The sequence below is a fragment of the Candidatus Bathyarchaeia archaeon genome, assembly GCA_038873195.1.
In the GTDB taxonomy this organism is placed as follows: Archaea; Thermoproteota; Bathyarchaeia; order Bathyarchaeales; family Bathycorpusculaceae; genus DSLH01.
Window position 1 is genome coordinate 1 of the sequence record JAVZEV010000002.1, and the last position, 26,920, is coordinate 26,920.

Consider the following 26,920-nt stretch of genomic DNA (forward strand, 5'->3'; position numbering starts at 1 on the left):
TGCTATAGCGCCTATTGCCATTGTAACTGAAAGAACAGCAGGCAATGCTGCTGTAATTGCTGCCACAGTTAAAACCAAAGCAAATTGGAGTATCTCAAGAATACTTTCATGGCGGAAAAGTGCTACAAAAAAGATGACAGCCACCAATATCATGGCGAGAACTATTAAATAATCGCCAATCTTGATTATGGCTTTCTGAAAGTGGCTTTGAGTTTTAGCCTCTTCTACAAGCCTAGCAGTCTTACCAAAATATGTATTCATGCCAGTGGAAACCACCAGAGCATTCATCTCTCCATGCCTTACTATGGAACCCGCATACCCAACGTCCCCGACATGCTTTTCTACCGGCAGAGATTCGCCTGTCAATGCCGATTCGTCCACAAGCAAATAGTCGCCCTCAAAAAGTTTGATGTCAGCTGGGACTATATCACCTAAGCGTACACGCACAACATCGCCTGGCACAAGTTCCCTAGCTGGAATTTCACGCCATTTGCCATCACGCAAAACTCGCGCTTTCGGCGCAAGCTTCTGTTTCAACATTTCAATAGCATTGCCTGCCTTATGCTCCTGCCAGAAACCAACCACTGCATTAACCATAAGAAGCACGAAAATAATTCCAAAATCAATCCAGTGTTGGATAAACGCCGACACAACAACTGCCGCTTCAATCATCCATGGAATAGGACCCCAAAAATAGCCTAAAAACTTTACAATTGGATTAACTTTTTTCTCAGGAATCTCGTTAGAGCCAAACTGTTGAAGCCTTTTCTCCGCCTCTGAAGTGGTAAGGCCGTTCTCGTTTGAAGAAAGTCTCCTGAATAATTCCGTTACAGAGAGCTTCTTAGCCTCTTCTGCGCCAGTAAAAGCCGAGCTTTCGTTTTTATGAGACTTCATGTTTGATGCACTTCCGCTAAACTTTTGTCTCTTGATATTTAAGGTTGTTTTGGTCATGCACTAGCCTGACAATAATTAGGCGTAGAGAAATTTTGGGCGATAAATAAAGGCTTGCACTCTTATGTTTATGTGATTTCCAATGTCAGTCTTTCTCCTTCATGATTGTATGCTGCAACATTTCTACTATCTGCAAATGGAAAGCCTATGATCATTAGTATTTTTCCCCAAAAATGGTTCAAATCGGCTGGTGAAGGCGTCAAGTTTCCTGATGGATGAGAATGTACTGTTCCAATAATGGAAAAATCCATGGGCAACATGTGTGTTGGGATATTGGCGAAGCCTTGTCCATACGTAGCTAATGGAGGCACGATTAAATCAGTAATTTTAATGGTGTCTTTGCTTCTTTCACCGCGAAGCAATAAAATGCTCTCCTTTGGATAAAGTAATTTTGCATTTTCTAAAATTGCCTTCATTAATGTTTGGCTAATCGAAACGGTTGTACGAGGCTTCATATAAAACACTCATTAACGCGCAATTATTTTTACCTGTTGTTTCTGTAAAGTTTTTAAGCAAGTGTTGGCAAGCTAATTGGTTGCTTTCGAGGGATAGTGAATGGATTTTGCGGTTCAAGTTAACAGTCTTGTTAAGGTTTATGATGAAAAGGTGAAAGCCTTAGACGGTGTTAACTTGAATGTGGAGCCTGGAGAGGCATTTGCGTTGCTTGGTCCCAATGGCGCTGGAAAAACCACGCTTATAAGAATTTTGACAACACAGCTTAAGCCTACCGCTGGAGAAGCGTATGTCTTCGGGTTAAATGTTGTCCGTAATGGTGGCAAGGTTAGAAGGTTAATAAGTTATGTTCCTCAGGAGATGAGTGTCTGGACAGACATTAGCGGTTATGAGAATCTTCTAGTGTATGCAAAAATTTTCGACATACCCGGTCACGAAAGAGGTAAGATAATTGATGAAGTTTTGGAAAATATGGGTTTAACCCAAGTGAAAAACGAACTTGTTAGGACATATTCTGGCGGGATGATAAGAAGGCTTGAAATAGCCTGCGCCATGCTCATTAAGCCCAAAATTATGTTTTTGGACGAGCCAACTATTGGCTTAGATCCTGCCGCCCGAGAAGTTGTTTGGGAAAGACTCGGCGTTTTCAAGAAGGAGTACGGCGTAACCATATTCTTTAATACACATTATATGGATGAAGCTGACTTATACGCGGATGACATAGCCATAATTAATCAAGGAAAAATAGTGGCAAGAGGCACAAGCGAAGAATTAAAACACTCCTTGGGCGGCGAAACTATCGCATTTACACTTGAAAAGACCACCCTTAAACCTGAATTAGTTGAAGAATTTCGGAAATTAAGTTTTGTAAAGGACGTTTTTGTGGAGAATGGAAGTTTAAGCGTGTTTGTTGATGATGCTGAATCCACGTTGCCAAGTCTAATGACTGCCTTGAAAGGTAAGGGCATATCTGTAAGGAAGGTTTCTATAACTAAGCCAACTTTGGACGATGTTTTCCTTAAATATGTTGGGACACGGCTTGAGGAGAAGGGTAGAATCAGCGATGTTACGCATATGCGTTACATGATTAGGAAGGGATAAGGCATGATGGAAGGCTTTAAAAATATGCTGGTTATGATTGAGCTGGAATTGAGGAGACTACGCCATGACAGGACGGAAATCTACTTTAGAGCTGTTCAACCAATCCTTTGGATAGTCATTTACGGTCCTGTGATGAGCAGTGTTAGGGCTATACCGACCGGCGGAGTGCCATACACAGACTTCATAACGCCGGGGGTTATGATTCAAACAACAACTTTCGTCAGCATATTCTATGGGCTGATGATGGTTTGGGAGAGGGACTCCGGCATATTGAAGAAGTTGCTCGTCACTCCAGCTTCAAGGTATTCCATGGTGATAGGCCGATCCATGGCTTCAGGCGTGAGAGCACTATTCCAAGCCCTAATAATTCTGCCCATAGCCCTCATAATTGGTGTGCAGTTTATACCAAACCCAGCCTACTTCATCCTAGCCTTCACAATAATATTCTTTGCCTCAGGCGGATTCGCAGCCATATCCATACTCGTGGCCTCCTTCATGAAAACCAGAGAACGATTTATGGGCATAGGCCAAGCCATAATTATGCCCCTATTCTTTGCAAGCAACGCCCTATACCCCATCCAAATGATGCCGCCGATCCTAAGAGAATTTTCAACGTTCAACCCGCTAAGCTACGTTGTCGATGCAGTAAGAGGGCTGCTAATCACTGGAGACCTTTCAAATCTTCTAATAGATTTGGTCGCAATCGCTATTTTCGATGCTGTGCTATTCATTTTGGCGTCAATAAGCTTCAAGCGCATTATAGAATGATAATAACAAAGCAATACATGACTGTTTTTATTTCAGCTTAGAAATGTAATATTGGGAGATGGAAAGCGAAGGAAAATGTTTAAACAAAACAGAAAGAATCTTGTTGCAAGTAAGGTTAAGAGTTGGACTTTACCAAGCGATGATGAGCTTTTAAGCATACCCATCGATGAACTTCTAGCCCGTTTAAATACGTCCTCGTCTGGGCTTTCTTCTGAGGAAGCAGAAGAACGCTTAAGAATATTCGGTTTTAACGAGCTTGCTAAAAGGCGAAAACGAGCTGCCATTGTTGAATTTCTCTCCCATTTTCGAAGCCCATTAGTAATCATATTACTGATCGCTGGCTTGATTTCTGGCTTCTTCGGAGAAACAATAAACGCTCTCATCATACTTTCAATAGTGCTTCTAAGCGTGATACTTGACTTTTATCAGGAATCAAAAGCTGAAAGAGCCGCTGAAATGCTTAAGGAAAAAGTGACCACAACTGCGACTGTGCTGAGAGATGGCGTTAAACAAGAAGTTAAGCTTTCCGAAATAGTTCCAGGCGATATAGTGTATCTTGCAGCCGGAGATATTGTGCCTGCGGATGCGCGATTGATTACCGCAAAGGACTTGTTTGTTAATCAGTCAGCATTAACAGGCGAAGCTTTTCCCGTCGAGAAAACGACTTCGCCATTGAAGACAAAAACCATGACAATTACGGAATGGTCCAATTACATTTTTATGGGTACATCAGTCGTAAGCGGAACAGCAACGGCTGTTGCGTTAAAAACTGGAAACTCTACAGAGTACGGGAAAATAGCCAAAAAACTTGTTGCAAGAGAACCTATAACAGAGTTTGAGAGAGGGCTTAGACGATTCGGCTTCATGATTATGGAAATCACGTTTCTTCTTGTTTTATTTGTCTTTTTCGTAAACGCGCTTTACAAGCGTGGTGTATTGGAGTCCCTTCTTTTTGCGGTGGCTTTGGCGGTAGGTTTGACACCTGAACTCTTGCCAATGATAATGACTGTAAACCTTTCAAAAGGCGCACTTGCAATGTCGAGAAAAGGCGTCATTGTAAAACGTTTAGAATCCATCCAGAACTTTGGAAGCATGGATGTACTATGCACCGACAAAACTGGCACATTAACGGAGAACAAAATAAAACTTGTGCTGCATATTGATATGGAAGGAAGCGACGACGAAAAAGTGCTTTTGTACTCTTTTTTGAACAGTTACTATGAAACTGGGCTGAAAAGCCCGCTTGATGAAGCCATCCTCAGACATAAAGGTATCAGAGATATAAATGCACGGGCATACCAGAAAGTGGATGAAATTCCATTTGACTTTGCGCGTAAACGAGTTTCGGTTGTTGTTGAGCATGAAGACCAACGATTTTTAATTGCTAAAGGTGCGCCAGAAGAGATCGTTAAAGTATGTTCACGATGCGAGCTAAAAGATAAGATATATGATTTGACGAGTGATTTGCTGAATAAGATTGAACAGAGATATTATGAGTTGAGCTCCGATGGGTATAGGGTTTTAGGAGTATCTTACAAACTGGTCAACGAAAAGAAGGATACGTACTCCGTGAACGACGAAAGCGATATGGTGTTTTTAGGCTTCGTGGCATTTCTTGACCCGCCAAAGGAAACCGCAAAAGAGTCTCTACAGCTGTTAAGAAAAGCAGGAATAGAATTGAAAATTCTGACAGGCGACAATGAGCTTGTTACAAGAAAAACCTGTGAACAATTGGGCTTTGAAGTTAAAGGAGTTGTTCTGGGAAGCGATATAGCTCATATGCAAGATGATGCTCTTGCGAGGGTTGTAGAAGAGGCAAACATTTTTGCAAGGGTTACGCCTGCCCAAAAAGATAGGATAATAGGTGCATTAAAGAATAATGGTCACGTTGTTGGTTATCTTGGAGATGGTATTAACGATGCGCCTTCTTTGAAGACGGCGGATGTAGGTATTTCCGTTGATAATGCGGTTGATGTTGCAAAAGAATCTGCGGACATAATACTTCTTGAGAAGAGGTTAAAGGTTCTACATAATGGCGTACTAGAAGGACGGAAAACTTTTGATAACACCCTAAAGTATGTGATGATGGGGACAAGTTCAAATTTCGGGAACATGTTTAGTGTAGCAGTTGCATCACTCTTTTTGCCTTTTCTCCCCATGCTTGCTATACAGATACTGTTAAACAACCTTCTTTATGACTTGTCCGAGTTAACAATACCAACCGATAACGTTGATCAAGAAGCTGTTGAAAAGCCAAGAAAATGGGACATTTCTTTTATAAGGAAATTTATGGTTATCTTGGGACCTGTAAGTTCCATCTTTGATTTTATGACATTCTTTATAATGTTACATGTTTTTAAAGCTACGGAACCGTTATTCCAAACAGCGTGGTTCATCGAATCTCTATGCACTCAGACATTAGTTGTTTTCATTATAAGAACTAGAAAAACACCGTTTTATGGGAGCAGACCAAGCACTCTTTTACTCTTGAGCAGTTTAAGCGTCGTCGCCATTGCACTGCTGTTGCCATTTACACCAATAGGTAACATTTTTGGATTCGTAACCCCACCGCCATCATTCTTCGCGTTCCTAGTGGCCTTGACTGTTTCTTACTTGTTATTGGTAGACCTGATCAAGAGCGTGTTCTATAAGATGTTTGTGCATTATCCAGATTAGTCGGCATAAAAATGACGCTACGCGGATAAGATATATAAAGTGCCCACCGCAATTGGTTAGCGTACTCGTTAGAAGGAATAAAGCCATGTCAGAAGCAATTCTTGTTTTAAAAGTTGAGAATCCGCATTTTACTGTTCGACTTTATGAGAATTTGCTGAGAGTAGATTTGAAAGGAAGTTTGAAGAGCGAGCTAGAAGAGGCTCTTGAAAACAAACCAATTCTTAAAGAAACGCTCGGCGGATTACTAAGCATATTTGTTCCATTACACATACGCCTAAGCGACATAGATTCTGTGCAAATGAACGACGCTGGAAAGGTAACGATAAACCTTCCATATCATCGGAATATCGTAATCCCGCTTGAAAGGAAACACGCAGAAGAATTCGTAAACAAGCTCAATCAGTTGATTCAAAAAGTGAAAGACCGTGAAATCAGAGAACGGACAATGAAGAAAAGGGCTAAAAGAAAAACGAAGAAAAAACCGAGTGGAGTTCCCCCGAGTTCCTATTTGACTATTCCGTATTATTTTCCTACAGAACAAGTTGACATCGTCGACAAGTTGAAGCGAAAGAAAAGGAAAGTGAAAAAATGAAAGCTTCTAAAAAGTGTTGACATGCGAAGTTTAATAATGTAACAATTGTCAGTGTTGAAAGTGTCAACATTCACTTTATATTAATGAGCGATTAATTTTTCTAAGAAATATGCAGTTGAGAGGTAGTTGTAATAAGGGAATGGTTCTATTATTAACAGGTGAGCGTGATGACTTTGTATTGTCCTAAATGTGGTGCACAACTTCCAGATGATGCAATATTCTGTATCAAGTGTGGAACTAGGATTTCTGCTTTACCTATGCCGCAGGCTCCATCAACGCCTGTTATCGCCTCTTTAGAAGCTAAGTCGCTTAGGTGTCCTCACTGTGGTGCTCCAATTACGCCGAAATTCGGTGAGATGGTCATAAGCTGTGAGTACTGTGGAACTGCCGTAATATTGGGGAGCGAAGGTTGGAGAGGCATACATAAGCAGACAATGCTTCCGCTTAAGCTTGCAGAACAAGACAAGGTGGTTGCTGAAATTCGCAGCTTAATGGATAGAGGGTTACTGCATAGACACTTTTACGAAGGATCAAGGCTGGAGGAAATGAGCTTAAGCTTTGTTCCATACTGGATTGTCTCAGTTTCAACAAGAACTTCGGTAATAGCTAGTGACATAGCAGTTCAAGCTGGAGAAATTGCAACAACAGCAGCTCTTTTCGGCGTTATGGGGTCAGCGATGAGCGGCAGAAGACGTGGAGTAGGCATAGCTGGGCCTCTTCTTGCAGGAGCAATGCTTGGCACTATGATGGGACCCGGCCAAGCGGGTGCAAAAAGAGCCTATCAAATGGACAATAATTACAACATAGCCATTGTAGCTGTCAAAGCATTTAACGAATATCAGCCAAAAAGCTATCAATTCAACTTGCATGAGAGAATGCTGTTTGATGTTTCTAAAATTCCAAAAAGCGTAAAAATTTTGAACGGAGACGTAGGCGAAGAAGCAGCAAAATATCAGGCGAAAACTCTTGCAGACCAACTGCAATCAGAGAAGGCACATGCACAGTACCATATGATCCAACAACTTCACACAGATGTGGATGTTACAGAAACTGAACTGCTTTATGCGCCGATATGGTTCGCTCAATACGACCATAAAGGCAACAAGATAATCCTAGTCATTGATGGCAACTCAGGCGGCGTAATCAACAGCATAGGCTTATAATTTGACAGAGAAGCAACATGTTTATGAATCCTTTCGAACGTTTAATTTGCATTGAGGATATATTATTGAGCAAGAAAACCATTTATTGTCCTCACACTTATGGCATTTTTATAATTTTGTTGCTGTTTCTTGTTTTAGTCGTCGGCTTAGTTTTTGTTGGCGCTGTAGGCCTTGCCTTTCGTCAAGTTGGATTTAGCTCGCAAGTGACCGTGCTGATTTTGGTGACTACCTTTTTTGGAAGTTACGTGAACATTCCATTGTTGAAGCTTAAGGCTGTGATTCCAATTGTCAGAGAGGAATACGTAAGTTTTTTCGGCATAGTCTTTAGGATTCCACAGTTTGAGTATGGAGAAACAACCACGCTTGTTGCCATAAACATGGGCGGCGCAATAATCCCCACGTTAGTATCCTTCTACCTGCTCTGGAAGCTGCCATCAGTCACACTCTACGCTTTAATTGGAATAGTAATCGTTGCAATAGTAACACATTTGCTTGCCAAACCAGTTAAAGGACTAGGCATAGCCACACCAGCTTTCATTCCACCATTAACAGCAGCGTTAGCAGCCTACATTCTGCCCTCTGACGCACCCACCATAGTAGCTTACGTTTCAGGGGTGATAGGCACATTAATAGGAGCAGACATAACCAACCTGCATAAAATTCCAAAACTCGGAGCAAAAATAGCAAGCATAGGCGGAGCAGGAACATTCGACGGAATCTTCCTAAGCGGAATAATAGCCGCCCTACTCGTCTAAAACTTATGCCAAACATCGCACACATCCGTTAGTGTCTCTTAGCAGAAAACTATGTAGAGGCTAAAGCGGAAACTCGAAACTAACTCGGGTCACATGCCCTTCATAGAAAGGAGTGAATATACAAAAACGACAGCGACAAACTGACCTTGAAAGAATGCACGGTTAATTAAATTATGGAGATTCTTAATGCGAACAGAAGTGCACCTTACCTGATCTACGGTTTCACAATAAAAATAAAAGTGGGGGAGTTGATGCTGTGCTACGTTATTTGTTCTTGAGCTAAATTGGAATGCAGAATATGCTTACGCTTGCGTCTCCGTAAGCATTGACGTTTGCGGATCCAAGGGCGTTTCGTCCATTGATTAACTTGGCGCTTGCTGATGCCTTGTATGTTCCTGGGTTAAGGACATAAAGCTCTATATTTAACTGAGATGAACCGAATGCGCTAGAGGCGCTTCCTGAAGTCACATACCGACCTGACGCGTCATACAGCACTACTGTTCCCGCTGTGAGCTCCGCTGTTGAGTAGAGTATTGCGGTCACCTTTATTCCTCTAACAGCTTGAATATAAGACTGACCTAACTTGGTTGAATAGAGTGTTCCATAGCCGTAGGGATTATCGTAATACGTAGCTATAGCATAGATGTACCCAGACGTTTCATATGATGGTGCTTTTACTTGGAAAGTCAACGCTCTTGAGTTTCCGGGAGATAATGTACCTATGTTTGTAGGGTTACTGCCCCATGCTACAGAGAACCCACTGGGAACATACAGCCTAACCGATGTATAGTATGCTGGTGAAGACCCATAATTGTTAATATACACGGTTACACTGAATACTTGGTTTCGAGGAACCTTGCTAGGTCCTGTGGTGTAACCATACACTCCCGGCCATGCAAATGCGTTTGGAATCAGCAATATTGACATGGAAACGAGTGCAACAGCCAACAATCCTATATTTTTAATTTTTTTCACAACTATCCCTCCAATTTTTCATTTACCTCCCAACTCACCGGAACTATGTCCGGCAGAGGCCAGGATTTTGACGCCTCACTTTGAAGAGCGGGTTTTAGAATTGGTAGAGCCGAGAAGATTGCATGTATCAATTTCGCTAACTCTCTGTCTGCCATGTTTTCAAGCAAGGGAAGGAAAGCGTTATCAGTAAATACATCAACAGTCACTTTTGGAAATCCAGTTAAATTGTCATCCGCCCAGAAACAGATTTCTACAGAGTACTTGAGCCTACTTGCATGCATTTTTATTTGATCTTTTGTGGCTTGAAGCGAAAAGCCAAGTTCTGTGATAACCGGGGACAAATTTTCTAGGTTTTGTTGTAGCCAGTTAAATTCGCTTCTGGTCAACAAAGCTTCCTTTGTTATACGAATGTGGTTATATAGGTAGTCCTGATCACCTTCTTTTTGTTTGAAATCATTTAGCGAGGTACACTTCATACAGTAATCCCTTCTAAGTTACAGGCCCTTTATCTACGTAATATATTTGCAAGCTTCTGTGGTGCCGATTAGGGCATCTATTTCTTCCATAGCTATCTCTACAAAATCCTCGAGACTACGCAGTTGTTTAGCTATACCTGTGATGATTATCAAATCATTGTAGAAATCGATGAAGTAGCAAAGTACTGGATTTTTTTTCACAAATTTTAGAATTATCCCGTCTTCCTTGTCTCGCACCTCATGGAATGTTAGCTCTGCAGCTATCTTCCTTATAGCATCCATTTTTACTGAAACGTAGTTCTTCTCAGACTCATCAAGACTGTAATAGATTTTTGCTATAAACCCCACGTTTATTTTACTCATTTTTCCTTCCTCAAAAAACCACTATTTTTGATTTGAACTATAAACATATGCGCAACCTGGAGCAGATGTGGATAACATTTCTTATAGGACGTAAAGAAATTTCGGTTAAGGAAAAAAAGAAGTCGTAAACTGAGACAAAAAGTTGGACAAAATAACAAAATGTAATGTAATTCAACTCAACGTGGCTTCAAAACTGATTAAATGCTTACCCTTATGATTGTATAGTGAATAAAGATGTCTCGTAGCAAATCAAAAGCATTATTCATCTACTTAGATGTTAACAATCTTTCCGAACTGAAAGGGAATCTGAAATCTGTTGTTGCTGCAGACGAAGAAGAAGCTAAAAGACACGTTTTGAAGGCCAAAAAGTTTAGTTACGTGATTATTTTGCGTGTCGTCAAATCCATCGATGGTACCTATGTTAGGCTACCTTTCGGTCAAGAGATGGGTCCAATGAACTCAATGCTGGACTATCTTGAGAGGTTAGGTTTTGAAGTTGGAGCATACAGCTTCAACGAAGATTCTTTTTTCTATAGATGTGTCTATACAAATGACTACGGTCCTAAGAAGACAGATATAAAAATTTATGAGATTATAGCTCCTTCAATAGAATCACTTAGAGCATGTCATCAATTCCTCAAGAAGCACTTTGGTGATAAACGATGAATGAGAATAAGAGTGAAACCCTCAAGATTGATTATTTTGCATCTTTAAGCAGAGGAAATAGAATTCTTAAGGTATTGCATGATATTCCAAGTGAGAAAGTTTCACGTGGAGGGTGCTCAAAACAAGAAATAGAAGAACGTATAGCGGAATACACCAAAGAGCTGTTTGCTAAAGGTCTGGTGTCAACGGGTAAGGGGAGGGGTTATGTAAGGTCGCTTGATAAAGAGCTTAACAATTTGAAGGAAGCAGGCCTGGTGCTTGAGCAGAACACTGACGGCACACGTCTATACAAACTAAGCATTGACTCCTTGTTTTACATTCACGGTATGTATTCGACTATTTCAGATTTTAAAACCGTTACAAAAAAAGACATCGAACAGCCACGCTTTTTGACACCATCCACTCCAGGAGCCATTCTTTTAGATGAAATAGTTCTGGCTCCAGCTTCTATTACACTTATCGGTGAACACGGTGTATTATTGGGTCGACCAGCTGTGGCTCTTCCAATACCTATCTTTCTGGCTATTCATGCAACGGTATCTAAATACACCGGACCTACTGTAGTCCATTGCTTTGCGCCCGACCTCGATTTTTCATGCAAAACATATGCTGAATTGAGCTGTTTCCCCGGGCTTCCTGTCCCTATCTATAGGATTTCCGACAGCTCATTCCGATTTAAGTTGTTGCAAGTTGAACGCTTATTTATAAGTAAACTAAAAAAAGTTCATAAAGAAGGCTATTACATCGTTCTACAGATACGAAGTCAAATTCCTCCATGTGTTGGTTTAGGAAGTAGCGGGGCGTTATGCGCAGCACTTGCAATATTGCTTGACCGAATTATAAATCCAGAGGAGACTAATCCTCTAATTTGGCGGAAAGAAAATCCAGATCGGTTGTTGAAAGGCGAAGTCTCTCAGTTTAATAAGATATTTCTTAATGCGGTGGAATTTGAAAGAGAAATCCATGGGAAAACATCCGGAGTTGGGCCGTTCGCAAGTCTAGTGGGCGATGATTGTTTCACACCTATCTGGTACGAACTGGGTAGCGGATTAAGTAACAAAGAAACCTTTGTAATGAACGAAATACTTGATCAAAAAAAGGATGAAGATGAGGTCAAATTGAATTTAAAATGTATGAAAGGTTCTGCTAAAGCCCAAGAATACCTGAGTAATGAAATGGGACTGGCTGCAGTTTACACGACTCAGAGTCGCCGAGACATAAAGGCAACTCTTAGCGATGATGAATTTATAAAAGCCCTAAAAAGAGGTGACTGTCGTAGAGATTTCGTCGCGACCACTAAGAAACTATGGAAAAACTTGTGTGTTGAACATGAGAGCAGACGAGCAGATGACATGGAAGATGTTATCACATGCATCAATTTGTTCGGTGAATACGAGGAAGGATATCTAAAGATGCTAAGAAATGAAAGCGAAGCAATCGCTAGAGAATTAATATATCGATTGCGCGGGGCTGGTCTAGGAGCAAAGTATACTGGTGCAGGTTTTGGCGGGGACATAATTCTGATCGGTTCGAAAGAAAAGTTGAAAACCATGCTGATCCCAAATTATTATCCCGTACACTACACTAACATAACCCTAACTTACCAATCGCCTGAAATTGATTGGCGTGCCTGTCCAAAAATAGTCCAGAAAAATGACTTTGCAAGTAATCTCTTGCCAAAATTTTTAAACCGTGCGGTGCGAACTTAGAGTACCATTAGATTGCTAGTAAATACCAAAAAGTAAGATTTGCAAAATAGATTAAAATGTAGATATTTAAACCATTTGAAGAGTTGAAATTCCACAAAGAAATTAGCAATAATTAATACCGAGTACTTGTCGTTGACTTCATATTTGAAGATTAGCAGAGTTGGCATATCTCGTAACGAGCCGTTTCTAGAGTTGCTGCTGGTAAGCGCGCGCATACGAGACCATTATTAACGAATCTTCTTCAGAAGGTAGAGTAGTTGACATATCCGTTAAATATTATCTTTGGCGCGGAAGAGATATTGATCTATACTGGGATGTGCCAGCTCTCTGGTTTAGCATTAATGACGAAGAAAGAACAGAAGTAAAAAAGTGCCTTAGACTTTACAGAGCATTGAAATTATTGAATAAAGATATAATAGATTTAGCATATGATAAATATCAAACAACGAAAACTCCTATCACGGCCTTAGATTTTAGATAAGGGCAAACGCATAAATACTCTAAGATAATCCAAAAAATTGAGCAAGATTTACAAAGGAAGTATGATGAATCATTAGGCAGTTTAGATAACAAAATTGCTGAGAAGATCAGAGGGATTTTAGAAAAACTTGAACTTTGAAAACTTCACTCCAGAGACCTAGGTTGAAGTAGTGTTTTGCCTTTAAAAATTGTGTCATTCAAAATTTAAAAGGAATTTTAAGTATGCAATAATAGATTTAGCTTACCTAACGATGACCGTTATTGAAAATTGCGAATCCCTATAGTTAACCTGCAACCCCTATAAACTTTAATGGCATCATGCAATGTTCAGTTAGTCGCTGTTAACAGAACAGTGTCAATTAAATTTCTTTCAATTCCCTTTATTGGGATTTTTGTTCTGCATCGACATGTTTCAAGAAAATCTTCCTTTATAATTTTGGTGGCTTTCAATTCCCTTTATTGGGATTTTTGTTCTGCATCTTGATGCTAAGACTTTGAGGTTGCAAGTTTTAAAGTACTTTCAATTCCCTTTATTGGGATTTTTGTTCTGCATCTGAGGTTGACAATGCGAATATTACTTTTCATTGTGTGTTCTTTCAATTCCCTTTATTGGGATTTTTGTTCTGCATCCACGAACAAGACCCAGACGGAACAGTTAGAAAGATGCTTATGAGAACTTTCAATTCCCTTTATTGGGATTTTTGTTCTGCATCCACGAACAAGACCCAGACGGAACAGTTAGAAAGATGCTTATGAGAACTTTCAATTCCCTTTATTGGGATTTTTGTTCTGCATCTAGTTCCCACGCTTGCATCATGGGTTCGATTCCTTTTTCGCTTTCAATTCCCTTTATTGGGATTTTTGTTCTGCATCCTGTTATTACGTTAACGCTCCGGGGAGTGGAATTTCCAAACTTTCAATTCCCTTTATTGGGATTTTTGTTCTGCATCTAACGGGCTTGTTTGGTCTCCAACTACAAAACTGCTTATGGAACTTTCAATTCCCTTTATTGGGATTTTTGTTCTGCATCCTTCTTTGGTGTCCATAAAGGTTTCATCGGAGAAGAAAACTTTCAATTCCCTTTATTGGGATTTTTGTTCTGCATCTTTACATAGCGACTTAAGAGAAACCTACGGCATCCTACTTTCAATTCCCTTTATTGGGATTTTTGTTCTGCATCTAGGTGGAGTTTGCTGTTCCGTTAACGCTTGGTTTTGTTCTTTCAATTCCCTTTATTGGGATTTTTGTTCTGCATCAATATAATGTAAAAAAAGATTATAGAGAATAAAGGAGGCTTTCAATTCCCTTTATTGGGATTTTTGTTCTGCATCCAAGTGGAACAAGACGAAAGCTTACTTGAACTTTAAATGGGCTTTCAATTCCCTTTATTGGGATTTTTGTTCTGCATCTTTACTGGCGAAATCCTGTTCAATCTGTCTTGCAACGTCTTTCAATTCCCTTTATTGGGATTTTTGTTCTGCATCGATAAATCTGGTTGATACAATTAACACAATAAACACGATCTTTCAATTCCCTTTATTGGGATTTTTGTTCTGCATCCGTAGGCTTATTTTGGCGGTTTTGTTGTTTGAGGCTGTTTTTAGGTTTAGTTTTAATATGTATTTTCGATTATTATTAGGATGCAATTTGATTTATAAAGATAATCGAAATAGGCTTTTTAATGGTTGGATAAGGTTGTATTTCCTGTCTGATGTTGAGCATAAGTATTTGCTTTATCAGCTTTTGCCCACCGCCCGAGATGTTGGTGTCAGCAAAGAGTTGCGTGGTTGGAGTTGGCATCAGCCTCCATTAAAGCCCTATTACGATAATGTTAAGCTGCCCATGTACGCCGTATGCTCCAAGTATTGTCCTACAAACCGTGATGTGTATCTGCGTTATGTGGAGAAGATATCGCCTATTCCTAGTGGTAAAGTGGCTTTGGGCAAAATTCTCCATGGAGTTGTCAGCGACTGTTTAAGAGCATTTGCTCAACGACGCAACATCGATTTTGAATCTTGGTGGCAAACTATTCGATGGTCTGAAATCAATGAAAAGCCTGAAAACTTGAAGGAGCCTTCCAGAAAAGTTTGGGATTTTCTACAAAAAATCTGTGAAGCACGTTTAGCTGAGTTTTCCAGTAGACAGCCATACGCCTCCGAACTTGACTTGATAGCGTCTGCTGTTCCATTTCTGGTTGAGCACAAAATTTCTGGAGAGTTGCTTGGCTTAAGCGGTATACTCAGCTTGGACTGTTATGATTATTTGAAGGCTTTAATGTTCGATTTAAAAGTGGCAAGTGAACCGCAGGAATGGCATAGGCTTTCGCCAGTGGGCTACGCTCTTGTCTTCGAAAGTGTCCACGAGGTTCCAGTAGACGTTTGCTGCAACGTTTACCTTGATGTCAAAGACGGAAAGGTCTTTGTGCGTAGAGATCTATTTTTTGCAAGCGATGAATTGCGACAATGGTGGATCGAAGAGCGCGACAGAAAGCTCGAGATTGTAGCGGAAGGAAAAGATCCTGGCAAACCCAATCGTTCTCAATGTCCAGTGGATTGCATGTACTTCAAGTTTTGCTATGAATAGACATGGTGGGTGGTTTTATGAGGATTTTCTTGGATGATTTTGGCATTTTCTTGGGGAGGAAGAGGAACCGCTTTATCGTGAAAAAGAAAGGTGAGGTTAAGGAAATAGTCGCAGATGACGTTGACTCTATAATTTGCTGCTCGTCCGGTGTAGCATTTTCGGCAAGCGCATTGGACTTGGCAATTAAGAACAACATTCAAGTTGTCTTCGCCCGTTACGGCGGTTGGCCATACGCCGTTTTAATGCCTGCTTCAATGACGGGTTCTGTTAGAGCCCGAAGAGAACAGTTCACAGCCTACAACGATGAAAGAGGCTTCATTTTAGCCAAAAAGTTTGTTTCTGGAAAGCTTACCAATCAAGCGAACTTGTTAAAGTTAATGGCTAAAAATAGACGCCAAACAGATCCCACGCTTTCCGAAAAGCTTTACGAGGCAGGTAAAGCCATAGATCAAATCAACATGAAAGTTGACAAGGAGCATGGTTTAAGAATTGATGATGAACGGCAAGACTTGATGAACTTTGAGGCTGAGGGCGCACGTTTCTATTGGGAAGCTATACGCCAGATACTTCCATCTGAGTTGGGCTTTACTGGACGCGAAACAAGAGGCGCCCGCGATCCCTTCAACGCCATGCTGAATTTCGGCTATCAAACAATCCTTTTTCCGGAAGTTTGGAAAGCTGTAAGCTATGCTGGCTTAGACTTTTATGCAGGTTATTTACATGCTGATAGGCCGGGTAAGCCCTCGCTTGTTTTGGATTTAATGGAGGAGTTTCGGCAACAGGTTGTAGATAGAACTCTTATTGGTTTGATAACGAAGAATGTGATTAAGCCTGGCGAGATTGTTGTTGCCGAGGCTTTTGAAGAGGACAGAGTTTTAAGCAGAGAGGCGATTAAAACTTTGCTTACGAGTTTTCAGGAACGCTTGGATACAGAGGTTATGTTTGACGGGCAAAGGAGCTCCATCAAAGGCTTTATTCACCATCAAGCACGGCGTGTGGCACGTTTTCTTTTACGTGAGGCTGATTACGCACCGTTTACTCTGGGATGGTGAAACGAAATGCGCTACTTGGTGATTTATGATATTACGGATGATAATTTGCGGGCTTTAATTGCTGAAACGCTGAAGGATTATGGGTTGCAACGTATTCAATACAGCGCATTCATTGGTAGTCTGCGCCGCGACGAATTAAACAGCCTTATTGTGGACTTAAAGAATCTGATTAAGGATTTGGTTGAAAATGTTCAGCTTTATCCCCTCTGCGACACTTGTTTTAAGGGAAGACGGGAAGTTGGTAAACCTAAAAAGTACGAATTAAAGGAAGAGAAAGAGAAGGTGGCTTATTTTTGAAATGCGCAACTCTTATGTATGCGTTTGGTATCTTTTGTTTACGGTGACGAGGTTGGCCCTTAAGCCTTTAGCTGTGAGAATTCCAGAGAAGATAGAGAGGGAAATTCAGGAGGTGGTTGAGCAGGAGGGTTTGGATAAGGCCACTGTTGTTAGGACTCTTCTTGAGTTGGGTATTGGTGAATGGCGTAAGCAAACAGCCCTTGAGTTGCTGCGTGATGGGAAGGTGACCTTTGCTAAGGCTGCTGAAATGGCTAAGCTTTCGCTTTGGGAGTTCGCCGACCTACTAAAGCAGCGCAACATCGAATGGGTTAGATATTCGCCCCAGGAAATTGAGAGAGAGTTTAAGGAAGCGTCTGCGGCGGTAAAGTGGAAATGAAGTTGCTTGTGTTCAATTCCACTCCGTTAATTTACATAACGAAAATTGGATTAAGCCGAATTTTTGAAGAGTTAAAAGGAGAGAAATTAACTTCTCCAAGTGTTAAACGTGAGGTTGTGGATGAAGGCAAGCGTAAGGGCGTTGCAGACGCCATGGTTTTAGAAAGGTTATTTCAAAAAGACGTTTTCAAAGTTGTAAAACCTAAAGACACAAGTCTCCTAGAGACTTTTTTGCAAACAAGGGGGCTTCATGTGACTGACGCTGAAGTTTTAGTCATAGCGAAGGAACGCGACGGAATCGCCATAATCGATGATGAAGTTGCAAGGAAAACAGCTAAAATCTATGGGATAACCTACGCAGGAACACCATATGTTTTGGTTAAGGCGTTTTCTCAAGGGCTCATTACAAAGGAAAAGGCGAAACAAGCAATAAACGATATGATTTTTGCTGGGTGGAGATGTAGCGTTGAAACTTATGCGAAAATTATGGAAAGTCTAGAAAAGATGGGAAAGAATGAGCAAGACTGAAAAACGGCAGAATTTGCCAATCTCAGATATCGCTGAGCCTTTGGTTTCGGTTACTGATGTTAAGCATTATGTTTATTGTCCACGGCTTGTGTATTTTGATCGGGTTTTGCATGCTCAGCCTGTTTTTGGCTCTCAGCAGGAAGAAAGCCAAGAACTGCATATGGAGTACGTGCGCAAAGAGCTTAGGCGAAAGGATGCGGTTTATTATTCGCCTGAATTTGTTGGCGCCGAGAAGCTTCTTTTCGTTCCACTTATTTCAAAAAGCCTTCAGCTTCATGGCGTAGTAGACTGTATAATAAGGACGGTTAAGGGCGAGTATGTTCCAGTCGAGTATAAGAACATGAACTCTGATAGGGGAAAAGCCTACATGGACCATAAGTACCAGCTTGTGGCTTATGCCTTTCTTGTGGAGGAAAACCTTGGCACTGTGGTTAAACGTGGTTTTGTGAATTATATTCCTGAACAGTTAATTTTAAAGTTTGAGATAACGCCTACTATGAAAAGTTATGTGAAGATGGTTGTTGGGCACATTAAAAGGATAATTAGGAAGGAGAAGCTTCCGCTCGTGAGAGTAGCCCAAAACAAATGCCAAGGCGGATGCGGACACAAACAAACATGCCAGCAATCCTAATTTACACGCTTTTTAGTCACGTAGTACCCAAGTTCAACATTATCAACTCTGACAGATGTTTCCATGTTTATTTTCTTAAAGATAAAAATTTTAGGCGGAAAAACCAAGCCACGATTTACGAGATGTTTCTTATTAAGATATAGATAAACTCTTCTCGAATACAATGATTGTCTACTAAGCCTCGGGTATATATTTTCATCAGGATCAAGCTTCTTCCATAAGCCATCGTCGTAAACCATTACGATAAAGTTGATGTCTTCTCTACGCTCTCTAGTAGCGAAAATATCATAACCGGTTTTCAAACGCAAATAACTTTGGGGCAATTGCTCTTCTTCAGTTTCTTTCGGAAAATTCAATCTTTTTGTATTTTGGACAAAAAATACGTCTAATGTAGGGGGTGCTTCTCGAGTATAGGGTATTCCTTCAAGCCATGCGTCAACGTAACTAACATCCATTCCATGCACAAACTTGATGATATTACTCAATCTGGCATCCAATTCGGAATCTATTTTAGGTATTTCCTTCATTTGGGATTTGAATTTGGCGATGTCAAGTTCAGTAACTACTCGTTCTTCCAGAAAACTTTGTAGCAGTTTTTCATATTCCGTCAGATTGACAAGCTCGGATTTTTCACATTTTCTATTTAAAGTTTCCATATTGCCGAATACTATGACCTTACCTCGTTTCGCACTTGCAAAGCGACGCACTCTCCCTAACAGCTGAATAAGTGAGAACGGATCAGTTATTTCAATAAACATGCAGTCAGCGTTTAGATCACATCCTTCCTTTATGGCATGAGTTGTAACGAGAAAGTAACCTTTTGCTTGTTCATCCAATGATTTGATTTTTCTATATCTAAATCTCTTGGCATCACGAAGAAGGCGTCCGTGATAGAAAAAACAATTCTCATATAGTTGGTTCAAACACCAACGGTAGAATTCAAAAGCATCACTTATATAGGTAAATACTGCGATAATTTTCCTTCCATTCGAGACTTCGCTTTGAACAGTCTCTTTCAGGTTCAGAAATCCTTCTTTGCTTTCAGTTTTAATGTTTAGATCTGGCCTGTATTGTAAAGTTTTTTCCAAGGTCTTATCAGGTTCGGTTTCAATTATGGGTTTTATATCGATGAGTTGCATCCCTAACTTACTGACCAATGATTCCTTCAAAGCAGTGGGCATTGTTGCACTCATCACGTATGTTCCGATTTTCTTATTCTTCAACAGTTTAACTATTCTATAGAATAATGTGAACCCCACAGAGTCAAGAGAATGGCATTCATCAAAGCAAACATGGCAGTTTTTCTCGACGCGCCATGGGTAAAGATAAGCCCATCTCCAATCACCATAGCCCATAACTCTATAAATAAACTCATCATAAGTGGTAAGCACAATGTTTGCATCATATGTATGTGTTTGAATACGCTCTAATCTGTTATCTGGATGAAACGTGACTTTTTCCTTTCTTTCACCTGTGTCAATAATATACGATAAACTTTCTTGAGTTTGCTCACTCAGCTTACTTAGCAACCTTTCAATTCTTATCTCTAAATCTTCAGTTAACGAGATGGTAGGTTCATTGAAAATCAGAGTTTTGCCTAGTGCTAATGTAGGTGCTAAAACAGAAAGAGTCTTTCCGCCAGCTGTAGGAATATCAATTAATATTGGAAAGTTACCTTCAAATGTTTGCTCAGCAACAATTTTTTGGTATTCATAAATCCTCTCCTTAAGTATTCCACTTGCGGCATAGACATCTTCATAATTCGTCTTGAATCACCACAGAGAATTCTTCATCAAACGAACACTTTTGAATCTCCTCTGAAAGATACCTGAAATTGCGAAGCTTAATTTCACTGAATTTATGCCTTAGCTCAATCGATTTTTGGTTGAAAGGATAAGGTGATAGTTTCGCAACAATCTCTTTTTTTGGCTTATAGAATATTGAAATTCCTAAGATGCTGAGTGCTTTAGATGTCAAAGTAAATGATGACCCAATTAACGCACTATCCAACTTATCACAAAATTGCAGAATGAACAAATCATCTGCAAATGCTTTCTTTTCTCTTTCCTCTATAAGCTTGTTTATGGATAGTATAATGTCCGCAACCGAAAAAGCATGATGTAATCGTACAAGCCTTTGTACATATAGATCTTGATGTGAAAAATTCTTTGCGTGACCACGAAAACTGGGAATCACAGTGTTATCTTTCATAAATAATGTGAAAAAATTCGGTTTCATGTCATCGTGATGAGAAGCAGCATAAAGTAGTTTATCTCTTATTCCTGCTTGGATGTACCTATCGTTCCAATTTTCTACAAGATTCTTGACATTTTCTTCATGCGAAGTAAGGCTGAAAACATAAATCTTATCTCTTAACTGGAGTAATCTGGCCACATTAGCCCTCAAGTAAGGCATTTAACCATGCCTCTCCACCCAGTTCCTTGATAACTGAAAGGGATATAGGAATCCCATCAGCATCAACATATCTGGTCTTATATGGCTTCTTAGGGAAACTAATAGCAAAATTTTTGAATCCATAAGCAACTCCATTGCTAATAAGATGTGAATAGCATTTCAAAATGACTCTGTCGATGTTCTGTGGCACATTACTCTCTACATCATAAGGTTGGGGGATAATTTCGTCTTCTTTAGTATTTAGATTTAAAGAACACACCTTTTTATTTTCTATATACGCATAACCATTCTTGCCAATTTTACAGCCGTAGTTTTCAATATTGTCGAATTCATCGAGGCTTTTCGTCAAAACATAGCCTATCATTTCGTCCACCAGCATATAATCCCACATATGCGGTTGGTATTCTGCAAGATCCGGTAAGGCCAATTTTGTTGCCGCTGAACCATAATCAAATAACTGGCTAAATCTATTATGTAAAAATGAGCGAGGTCCTTGCCTATATGCTGTGTGAACACTTAACTCTTTTCCATGCTGAACGAATGCTCCCAACGGAAGATGTTTAGTATAGTCCAATGTGTAATATTGGTATCCTTTATCGCTGTAGACTGGTGTGAACGAATCATCTTTTAGCATTTTTGAGTCAAGTATTCGCCTGATGAAACCTGATAAAGTAGAGGGTGGTATGAATCTAATGCCACGAATAACCGATTGATGCCAAGGAAATTCTCTGATGGTGAATGGTCCACTAAATTTGAGTGCCAAAAATAAGAGATGCATTTCCATACCTAATTTTGGTCATAATTGAGCGCTTTGTTGAAGTTTTTGGAAGCCTTTTTCACTTAGTTCTTTCAAGCGAACATAAGCCTTTTCACCATAATATCGAATGAAATGCTTTGATTCAATTTTTCCATCGTTATACTGCCCAGCCTTTACATTGAGCGCTTTTATTCTAAAATCCTTTATCGCTTCTTCCACACTATTTATTAGCGCAGAGACTACTGGTCTATCTCCTTGAGGTATTAAGTATTCGTCAATAACAATCATTGGCTCTGTCTTTTCGCTTTCTTCATTGAACTTGTTGTAGTGAAAGTTGAATCCCTTAGGATGCCCCGCACCATATCTGGGTAAAGAGTTAAGAAAAGCATAGGCTGCTAATCCTATTTCGTCTTCATCAACAAAAAACATGTGGTAATAGGTTGGAAATAACAAGGACGGCTGTCCATACTGTTTCTTAAATGGTGTAGAAACATCTTCCACGCTTTCGATGGCGCTGCTCGTTGACAATCGCTGTTTCCATTCCGGTGGAAGTGGCTGAATAGCCACTCCCCCTCCATATTCAATACGACTGGTAATGCTGAGAGGTCTCTTTTCTTCTTCTATTCGCAACTCTATGGACTTTCTCAAATTCTCCAAAATACCTTTCTTTGCGTCTATTTCTTCTTTAGTAACACCTTCCTTTGATTTTCCTTTAAGCAAACTATCAATTCCTCCCCTTAATGTTTCAAGTTTTATCTGATTCTTTCCCTCAACTTTTCCAAGAAGTTTTTTAAACAATGGCTTTTCTGATGTTGGGAGATCTAGTTCGTCCATAATCTTGTTTATGAAGTCTTCATCAGATTGGCCTTCTTCCCTCGATATGAATGTTCCTCTCCTTTCTGTTGAAATGCCGCCATAAAGTCTGCAAACCGCGCAAACTCTACACGTTCTGGGCAACCCGCAACCTACTACGTCTTGATATTGTCTTTCGCCATTTTTAGTCATGACTTTAGTCCATAAGAGCGTTCTTCTGTCAACACCTCTCCTTTTTGTAGGAGAAAAATAGACTTTTTCTACACCATTCTCTTTGCTGCCGTTTGACACCCACACAGTCTCTATGGGCATTTTGTTCACACCCGGGATATTTCCAAAGAAAATTTCTTGAGAGGCTTCCAGCAAGGCGTAAATATCACAAAATCTTTTTCCAGTAACCTGGCTCATCTTTTTTCTCTCCTTATTTCTGCAGGAAATCTTGATAACAATTCATACATAACTCCTTCTTTGAATCTTTCGTCATTTAATTTTTTTGCGTTTGCTAACGACAGAACATGTTGAAAAGCTCTTCTGATGTCGTCTATGTAAATCTCAATGTAATTTCGATTGCTTTCCATCTTCTCTCTTTTATCAACGTCTATCCCAAGCTTTTTCATATACTCCACAAGGCATTTATAGCTTGCAGCATTTTTGTCTCTATAATAAAATCTTGCCGTGTCTCCTGCATTTTTTACCAATTCATACTCGAAAGAAGTAGTGAAGTCGAGGTCAAAGGCAATTTTAGTAGGCTTATCAGTTTTCCTCAAAAACGCCTCAAGCAATCCTGCTAATCCTAAGCACAGATCATATTCTTCCCTTTTTTCCATTTCGCATATCTCCAAGAGTGTGTTTATATAACTTTCATGGATGTAATTATAATTATGCTTAGAAATATTTTTAATATAAACATAATAAGCATGAAAAGGCCGATTAGACAAGGCAAGGTCGATTATTTCCCATATTGCATTTCTTTTTTCTCTCACGGGAAAAGGAAGATGAAGTTGGGCAAGTAGTACGGCAATTTTTCCATCAAATTTTTCTTTTCCATCAGGTGTATGAAGATACCACTCTCCACTTATATATTCATTCTCCATCACTTTCCTTTTCTCAAAGGGTTGGTTACTAAGGTAGTTTGACAGTTTCCAATAGGCGTAATATTGTTTTGCCTTTTCATAGAGGAAAGCTTTCTCAGTCCACTCGGTGGCTCTTATCAATTTAAGACGCCCAACGCCAAAAACCTCTTTTTCTGAAAGGTCTATGAAGGCTTGCCAAGAAAATCTGCTATCAATTCTCTCCAAGACAAGTAAGGCAAAAGATGGATAGATTGGGGAGAACTTCCACGAGGAAGAGCAAAGTTTACAGACTTTTACGTGCGACTTTCCACTGGGTACATCTGTTTGTGTTCGATAATCAGTTTTGGTACCAATTGCTTTTGTAGCATCTAAAGCTTCATTTTCGTCAACGACTGCGCCACAATAGTAGCATACAATTTTCTTTGAAGCCTTGGTTCCACATCTTTGACACTTATTTGCCTCAACAATTGAATGACAATTTTCGCAGATGCGAAAAGAAGTCTCGGCTCGGTCACCTGCTACTGGAACTTGTAGCTCTACACATTTTAGTGGAGGAGCAATTTTGTCAAAAATATTATTGTTTAGTCTTTCGACTATATCCTCAGCAAATCTTAACCTTTTATTCTTCACCGAACGAGTAGCTTGAAATAATCCCTTCCTTTCCAAACAACTATTAAATATGTCCAGCGTTTCTGATACTTTCTTCCTAAGATAATCTTTAGATATTTTTTGAATAATTCTCTCAGCCTCACTGCTGGTAACAAACCCGTCAGAGAGTAGAAGCAAAGCCAACGTACACACAGCGTCATCCTCATTTACGACGGTGACGGCCAGTTCTCCCGCGCCCATTCCTTTCTTCAAATAGACTGTACGGAGGAAAATCTTCAAAGTTGTTTCAAATTTCTCTTTAAAAAACGTTTTCAGAAACTCATTCCAAGTCAATTCTGCATTGGCAGAATCTAACCGCACATCATTATTGCTAAGCTTATAATCATACCGCTCTTCTTCCAAAAACGCCAGAAAAAGATCCTTAAGCATAAGATAGTTTAGCGAGAGCCTTTCATCTAATACTTCTGGAAATGAAATGACTGCGCTTGATTTTGAACTCATTCACAGTCACTTTACTCCTAGTAATTAATCAACATATTAATCTTGTTGCGAAAACACTTAAAGCAAACAGAAGTATTGTTAAGAGAGTTTAGAGGTAAATTTTGTTACGCCGTATCCTGCTGTTTTGTTTCCTCCTATGTTTGAGTATTCCGCGTATTTAGCCAGCATAACCGTCACCCTATTCCATTCACTTTCCAAACCCCCCATCTCATAAGCACACCATCCAGTAAACCCCAAAGCCTTCTTATCACGCATAACAGCCAACCTTGTACCAAGCCTATACCCACAAACCCCAACATTTTTCGCCAACCACTCCTTATAAGCCAAAAACTCCTTTTTACCAAAATGTCTACCGTCACTAAACTTGTTCCAAATACGCATCAGCCCAGAAAATACTCTTACCGCATCAGGGAACATCCAACGATAACTGCTACCCAAACAAGGCAAATAAGTAGGCGTCTGAAAAACAAGCCTAAAACGCTCAACAGCTTCAGCTTCACGCTCCAAATCCCCATAGCTTTTGCTCTTAATACTTAAAGAAGCTATGCGAAAAACAGCGTCAAAAATCATAACGCTGTTCTGCCTCTCAAAAAACCTCAACATATAATTAGCCAAGTTATCACTTAAAAACCTAAAACCCAAACGACAAGGATGAGCAGGATCCAAAACAAGACCATTCTCAACCCGTGAAATACTCTTGAAACGCAATGGCGTAACGCTGTAAGGCTTAGAAATATTCAACTCATGCAAAACACCAGCCGCCTTAGGATCCACTCGCCTAACAACATGCAACAACAAACCCCTAGCCACATGCCCAGTGAAAAACGGCAAAACAATGCTCTTCTCACCATACAACTCCAAACCAACCTCAACAGGCAACCCAATCACTCCCACAACGGGATTCACATATTACTCTTACATCAAATTACATACCATAAACACTAATTAAAACTTTAAAGAGTAGCCTCTGTTAATTGCAGTTAACAGAGAAAAAGCAAGTTTCAAGATTTTAGAATAGAAAAAGAGGGGATGCGCGGGAGAAATCACCAATCTATTCCTTGATACGATTTATGACTTATTATACAGCCTTATAGATTAATCATGGCGACTTATTTGCGGTTTCTGGCATATGCGTTTCTGTGTGCTCTTTTTGTGTCTAGCCCCCCCTTATTTATAGGTTGAACTTTTCCTTGTGCGAAAAATGTTGCGTTGTCTGGGGCAAACTTCATTAGGTCTTTTTATAACGCATATAGCAATGAAGAAAATGAGCGGAAACCCGCGGATTTGCGTTCGAAGAGCGCGTGCTTCAGACCGTGCAGCAGTATTCAAAATTTGTGAGAAAACATGGAGTTGGGGAGATTACATACCGAAAGTTTGGGACCGATGGTTAAAGGATAAGAATGGCAGAGTGTTTGTCGCAACTATCAATAGAATTCCCGTCGGCATCGCTCAGTTAAGCATTGACAAGCCACATGAAGTATGGCTTAGAGGCGCAAGAACAGACCCAAACTATAGGCGAATGGGCGTCGCCACTGCCATAACTGAAAAATGCTTAGAATATGCCAAGCGAAAAGGCGTGAAAGTGGCGAGGCTAGTAACAGAAGCAGACAACATAGCTGCACAAGCGGTACTACGAAAACTTGGATTCCAACCAGTGGCAGAATTTGCTGAAATGACAACCGAAAACATAACTCAAGCCGAAAGCAAAGGCGTTAAATGGGCTGAAAAAGATGAAACCGAAGCCATATGGGCTTATTTGCAGACTTCAGAAATCTACCGAAGAGCCGCCGGCTTATACACAATCCTTTATCAATGGTTTTCGCTGGAAAAACAAGACCTTGAACGTTTCATTACGCAACAAAAGGCAATCATACACAAAAACAGAGAAGAAAAAGTGGACGGTTTAATGTTAGTTGACGATGTCACAGCACGAGAATGGCGTGAAAACTCGATACAAACATGCTATATGGACGGCGACCACGAAACCGTGTTGGATATGACAAAATTTCTCAAAAACCACTGCTGCATGTTAGGCGTCAAAAAGATTTACGCGTTCACGCCTAATTGCAAGCCGGTAACTGCAGCATTGGAGAAGCTTGGTTTCAAAATGCCAGATGCAATATCAATAGTTTACGAAAAGAAACTATAGAGGCAAACG

26 protein-coding genes and 1 CRISPR repeat array are annotated in these 26,920 nt (G+C 40.1%); of the genes, 15 read left to right on the top strand and 11 right to left on the bottom strand.

What is annotated here, in order from left to right; translation table 11 throughout:
* A partial coding sequence (locus QXW63_08135) for an HAD-IC family P-type ATPase (protein MEM3461859.1) occupies window positions 1-894 on the bottom strand: 894 nt, incomplete at its 3' end.
* A 125-nt stretch (window positions 895-1,019) separates the two neighbouring features.
* On the bottom strand, window positions 1,020-1,406 hold the full coding sequence (locus tag QXW63_08140) for a Mov34/MPN/PAD-1 family protein (GenBank protein MEM3461860.1): 387 nt from the start codon (window positions 1,404-1,406) through the stop codon (window positions 1,020-1,022).
* Between the two features lie 100 nt (window positions 1,407-1,506).
* On the opposite strand from QXW63_08140, the gene QXW63_08145 reads away from it, so the two are divergent.
* The 6 genes from QXW63_08145 (at window position 1,507) to QXW63_08170 (ending at window position 8,459) form a co-directional block, all read left to right on the top strand.
* The gene (locus QXW63_08145; protein ID MEM3461861.1) at window positions 1,507-2,505 is read left to right on the top strand and encodes an ATP-binding cassette domain-containing protein; all 999 of its coding nucleotides are present in this window, start codon (window positions 1,507-1,509) and stop codon (window positions 2,503-2,505) included.
* Between the two features lie 6 nt (window positions 2,506-2,511).
* Complete coding sequence (locus QXW63_08150; protein ID MEM3461862.1) at window positions 2,512-3,273, top strand: ABC transporter permease; 762 nt, start codon at window positions 2,512-2,514, stop codon at window positions 3,271-3,273.
* A 75-nt stretch (window positions 3,274-3,348) separates the two neighbouring features.
* On the top strand, window positions 3,349-5,949 hold the full coding sequence (gene mgtA, locus QXW63_08155; GenBank protein ID MEM3461863.1) for a magnesium-translocating P-type ATPase: 2,601 nt from the start codon (window positions 3,349-3,351) through the stop codon (window positions 5,947-5,949).
* 85 nt (window positions 5,950-6,034) lie between these two features.
* A complete protein-coding gene (locus tag QXW63_08160) occupies window positions 6,035-6,541 on the top strand; it encodes a hypothetical protein (protein ID MEM3461864.1) in 507 nt (168 codons plus the stop codon).
* Between the two features lie 167 nt (window positions 6,542-6,708).
* The gene (locus QXW63_08165; protein ID MEM3461865.1) at window positions 6,709-7,704 is read left to right on the top strand and encodes a zinc-ribbon domain-containing protein; all 996 of its coding nucleotides are present in this window, start codon (window positions 6,709-6,711) and stop codon (window positions 7,702-7,704) included.
* A gap of 65 nt (window positions 7,705-7,769) precedes the next feature.
* Entirely contained in the window at window positions 7,770-8,459 is a 690-nt protein-coding gene (locus tag QXW63_08170) for a DUF1614 domain-containing protein (GenBank protein ID MEM3461866.1), read from the top strand.
* A gap of 279 nt (window positions 8,460-8,738) precedes the next feature.
* Here the strand turns inward: QXW63_08170 and QXW63_08175 are convergent, their stop codons facing one another.
* From QXW63_08175 to QXW63_08185, 3 genes are all read right to left on the bottom strand, one after another.
* Entirely contained in the window at window positions 8,739-9,434 is a 696-nt protein-coding gene (locus QXW63_08175) for an NEW3 domain-containing protein (GenBank protein ID MEM3461867.1), read from the bottom strand.
* Between the two features lie 2 nt (window positions 9,435-9,436).
* The gene (locus tag QXW63_08180; protein ID MEM3461868.1) at window positions 9,437-9,820 is read right to left on the bottom strand and encodes a hypothetical protein; all 384 of its coding nucleotides are present in this window, start codon (window positions 9,818-9,820) and stop codon (window positions 9,437-9,439) included.
* 123 nt (window positions 9,821-9,943) lie between these two features.
* Complete coding sequence (locus tag QXW63_08185) at window positions 9,944-10,273, bottom strand: hypothetical protein (GenBank protein MEM3461869.1); 330 nt, start codon at window positions 10,271-10,273, stop codon at window positions 9,944-9,946.
* Window positions 10,274-10,507: 234 nt separating this feature from the next.
* Between QXW63_08185 and QXW63_08190 the strand changes: the two genes are divergently transcribed.
* From QXW63_08190 to cas4, 8 genes are all read left to right on the top strand, one after another.
* Window positions 10,508-10,939: a hypothetical protein gene (locus tag QXW63_08190; GenBank protein ID MEM3461870.1), complete on the top strand. Its 432-nt coding sequence runs from the start codon at window positions 10,508-10,510 to the stop codon at window positions 10,937-10,939.
* On the top strand, window positions 10,936-12,648 hold the full coding sequence (locus tag QXW63_08195; protein MEM3461871.1) for a hypothetical protein: 1,713 nt from the start codon (window positions 10,936-10,938) through the stop codon (window positions 12,646-12,648). Before QXW63_08190 ends, QXW63_08195 begins: the two co-directional genes overlap by 4 nt.
* Before the next feature lie 847 nt (window positions 12,649-13,495).
* Window positions 13,496-14,688: direct repeats of the CRISPR family, unit length 37 nt; unit sequence CTTTCAATTCCCTTTATTGGGATTTTTGTTCTGCATC.
* A gap of 87 nt (window positions 14,689-14,775) precedes the next feature.
* Window positions 14,776-15,711, top strand: coding sequence for a type I-A CRISPR-associated protein Cas4/Csa1 (gene cas4a, locus QXW63_08200; GenBank protein MEM3461872.1), 936 nt, complete (start codon window positions 14,776-14,778; stop codon window positions 15,709-15,711).
* A 17-nt stretch (window positions 15,712-15,728) separates the two neighbouring features.
* Window positions 15,729-16,763 (top strand): CRISPR-associated endonuclease Cas1, encoded by a 1,035-nt coding sequence (cas1, locus tag QXW63_08205; GenBank protein ID MEM3461873.1) that lies wholly within the window; start codon window positions 15,729-15,731, stop codon window positions 16,761-16,763.
* Window positions 16,764-16,769: 6 nt separating this feature from the next.
* Window positions 16,770-17,060, top strand: a complete 291-nt coding sequence (gene cas2, locus QXW63_08210) for a CRISPR-associated endonuclease Cas2 (GenBank protein MEM3461874.1) — start codon at window positions 16,770-16,772, stop codon at window positions 17,058-17,060.
* 52 nt (window positions 17,061-17,112) lie between these two features.
* A complete protein-coding gene (locus QXW63_08215) occupies window positions 17,113-17,436 on the top strand; it encodes a UPF0175 family protein (protein ID MEM3461875.1) in 324 nt (107 codons plus the stop codon).
* Window positions 17,433-17,963, top strand: coding sequence for a DUF3368 domain-containing protein (locus QXW63_08220; GenBank protein MEM3461876.1), 531 nt, complete (start codon window positions 17,433-17,435; stop codon window positions 17,961-17,963). Before QXW63_08215 ends, QXW63_08220 begins: the two co-directional genes overlap by 4 nt.
* A complete protein-coding gene (gene cas4, locus QXW63_08225; GenBank protein ID MEM3461877.1) occupies window positions 17,950-18,594 on the top strand; it encodes a CRISPR-associated protein Cas4 in 645 nt (214 codons plus the stop codon). Before QXW63_08220 ends, cas4 begins: the two co-directional genes overlap by 14 nt.
* On the opposite strand, the gene QXW63_08230 is transcribed toward cas4, so the two are convergent.
* The 6 genes from QXW63_08230 to cas6 all read right to left on the bottom strand — a co-directional run bounded on the left by QXW63_08230 (window position 18,591) and on the right by cas6 (window position 25,668).
* Entirely contained in the window at window positions 18,591-20,327 is a 1,737-nt protein-coding gene (locus tag QXW63_08230; GenBank protein MEM3461878.1) for a DEAD/DEAH box helicase, read from the bottom strand. The genes cas4 and QXW63_08230 overlap by 4 nt on opposite strands.
* A gap of 22 nt (window positions 20,328-20,349) precedes the next feature.
* Window positions 20,350-21,009: a hypothetical protein gene (locus tag QXW63_08235; protein MEM3461879.1), complete on the bottom strand. Its 660-nt coding sequence runs from the start codon at window positions 21,007-21,009 to the stop codon at window positions 20,350-20,352.
* Entirely contained in the window at window positions 20,990-21,793 is an 804-nt protein-coding gene (locus QXW63_08240; GenBank protein ID MEM3461880.1) for a hypothetical protein, read from the bottom strand. Before QXW63_08240 ends, QXW63_08235 begins: the two co-directional genes overlap by 20 nt.
* A gap of 12 nt (window positions 21,794-21,805) precedes the next feature.
* Complete coding sequence (locus QXW63_08245; protein ID MEM3461881.1) at window positions 21,806-22,987, bottom strand: hypothetical protein; 1,182 nt, start codon at window positions 22,985-22,987, stop codon at window positions 21,806-21,808.
* The gene (locus QXW63_08250) at window positions 22,984-24,762 is read right to left on the bottom strand and encodes a hypothetical protein (protein ID MEM3461882.1); all 1,779 of its coding nucleotides are present in this window, start codon (window positions 24,760-24,762) and stop codon (window positions 22,984-22,986) included. Before QXW63_08250 ends, QXW63_08245 begins: the two co-directional genes overlap by 4 nt.
* A 78-nt stretch (window positions 24,763-24,840) precedes the next feature.
* The gene (cas6, locus tag QXW63_08255) at window positions 24,841-25,668 is read right to left on the bottom strand and encodes a CRISPR system precrRNA processing endoribonuclease RAMP protein Cas6 (protein ID MEM3461883.1); all 828 of its coding nucleotides are present in this window, start codon (window positions 25,666-25,668) and stop codon (window positions 24,841-24,843) included.
* Window positions 25,669-26,017: 349 nt separating this feature from the next.
* On the opposite strand from cas6, the gene QXW63_08260 reads away from it, so the two are divergent.
* Window positions 26,018-26,911 carry a GNAT family N-acetyltransferase gene (locus QXW63_08260; protein ID MEM3461884.1) on the top strand — a complete coding sequence of 298 codons (894 nt, stop codon included), beginning with the start codon at window positions 26,018-26,020 and terminating at the stop codon, window positions 26,909-26,911.
* Window positions 26,912-26,920 lie beyond the last annotated feature (9 nt).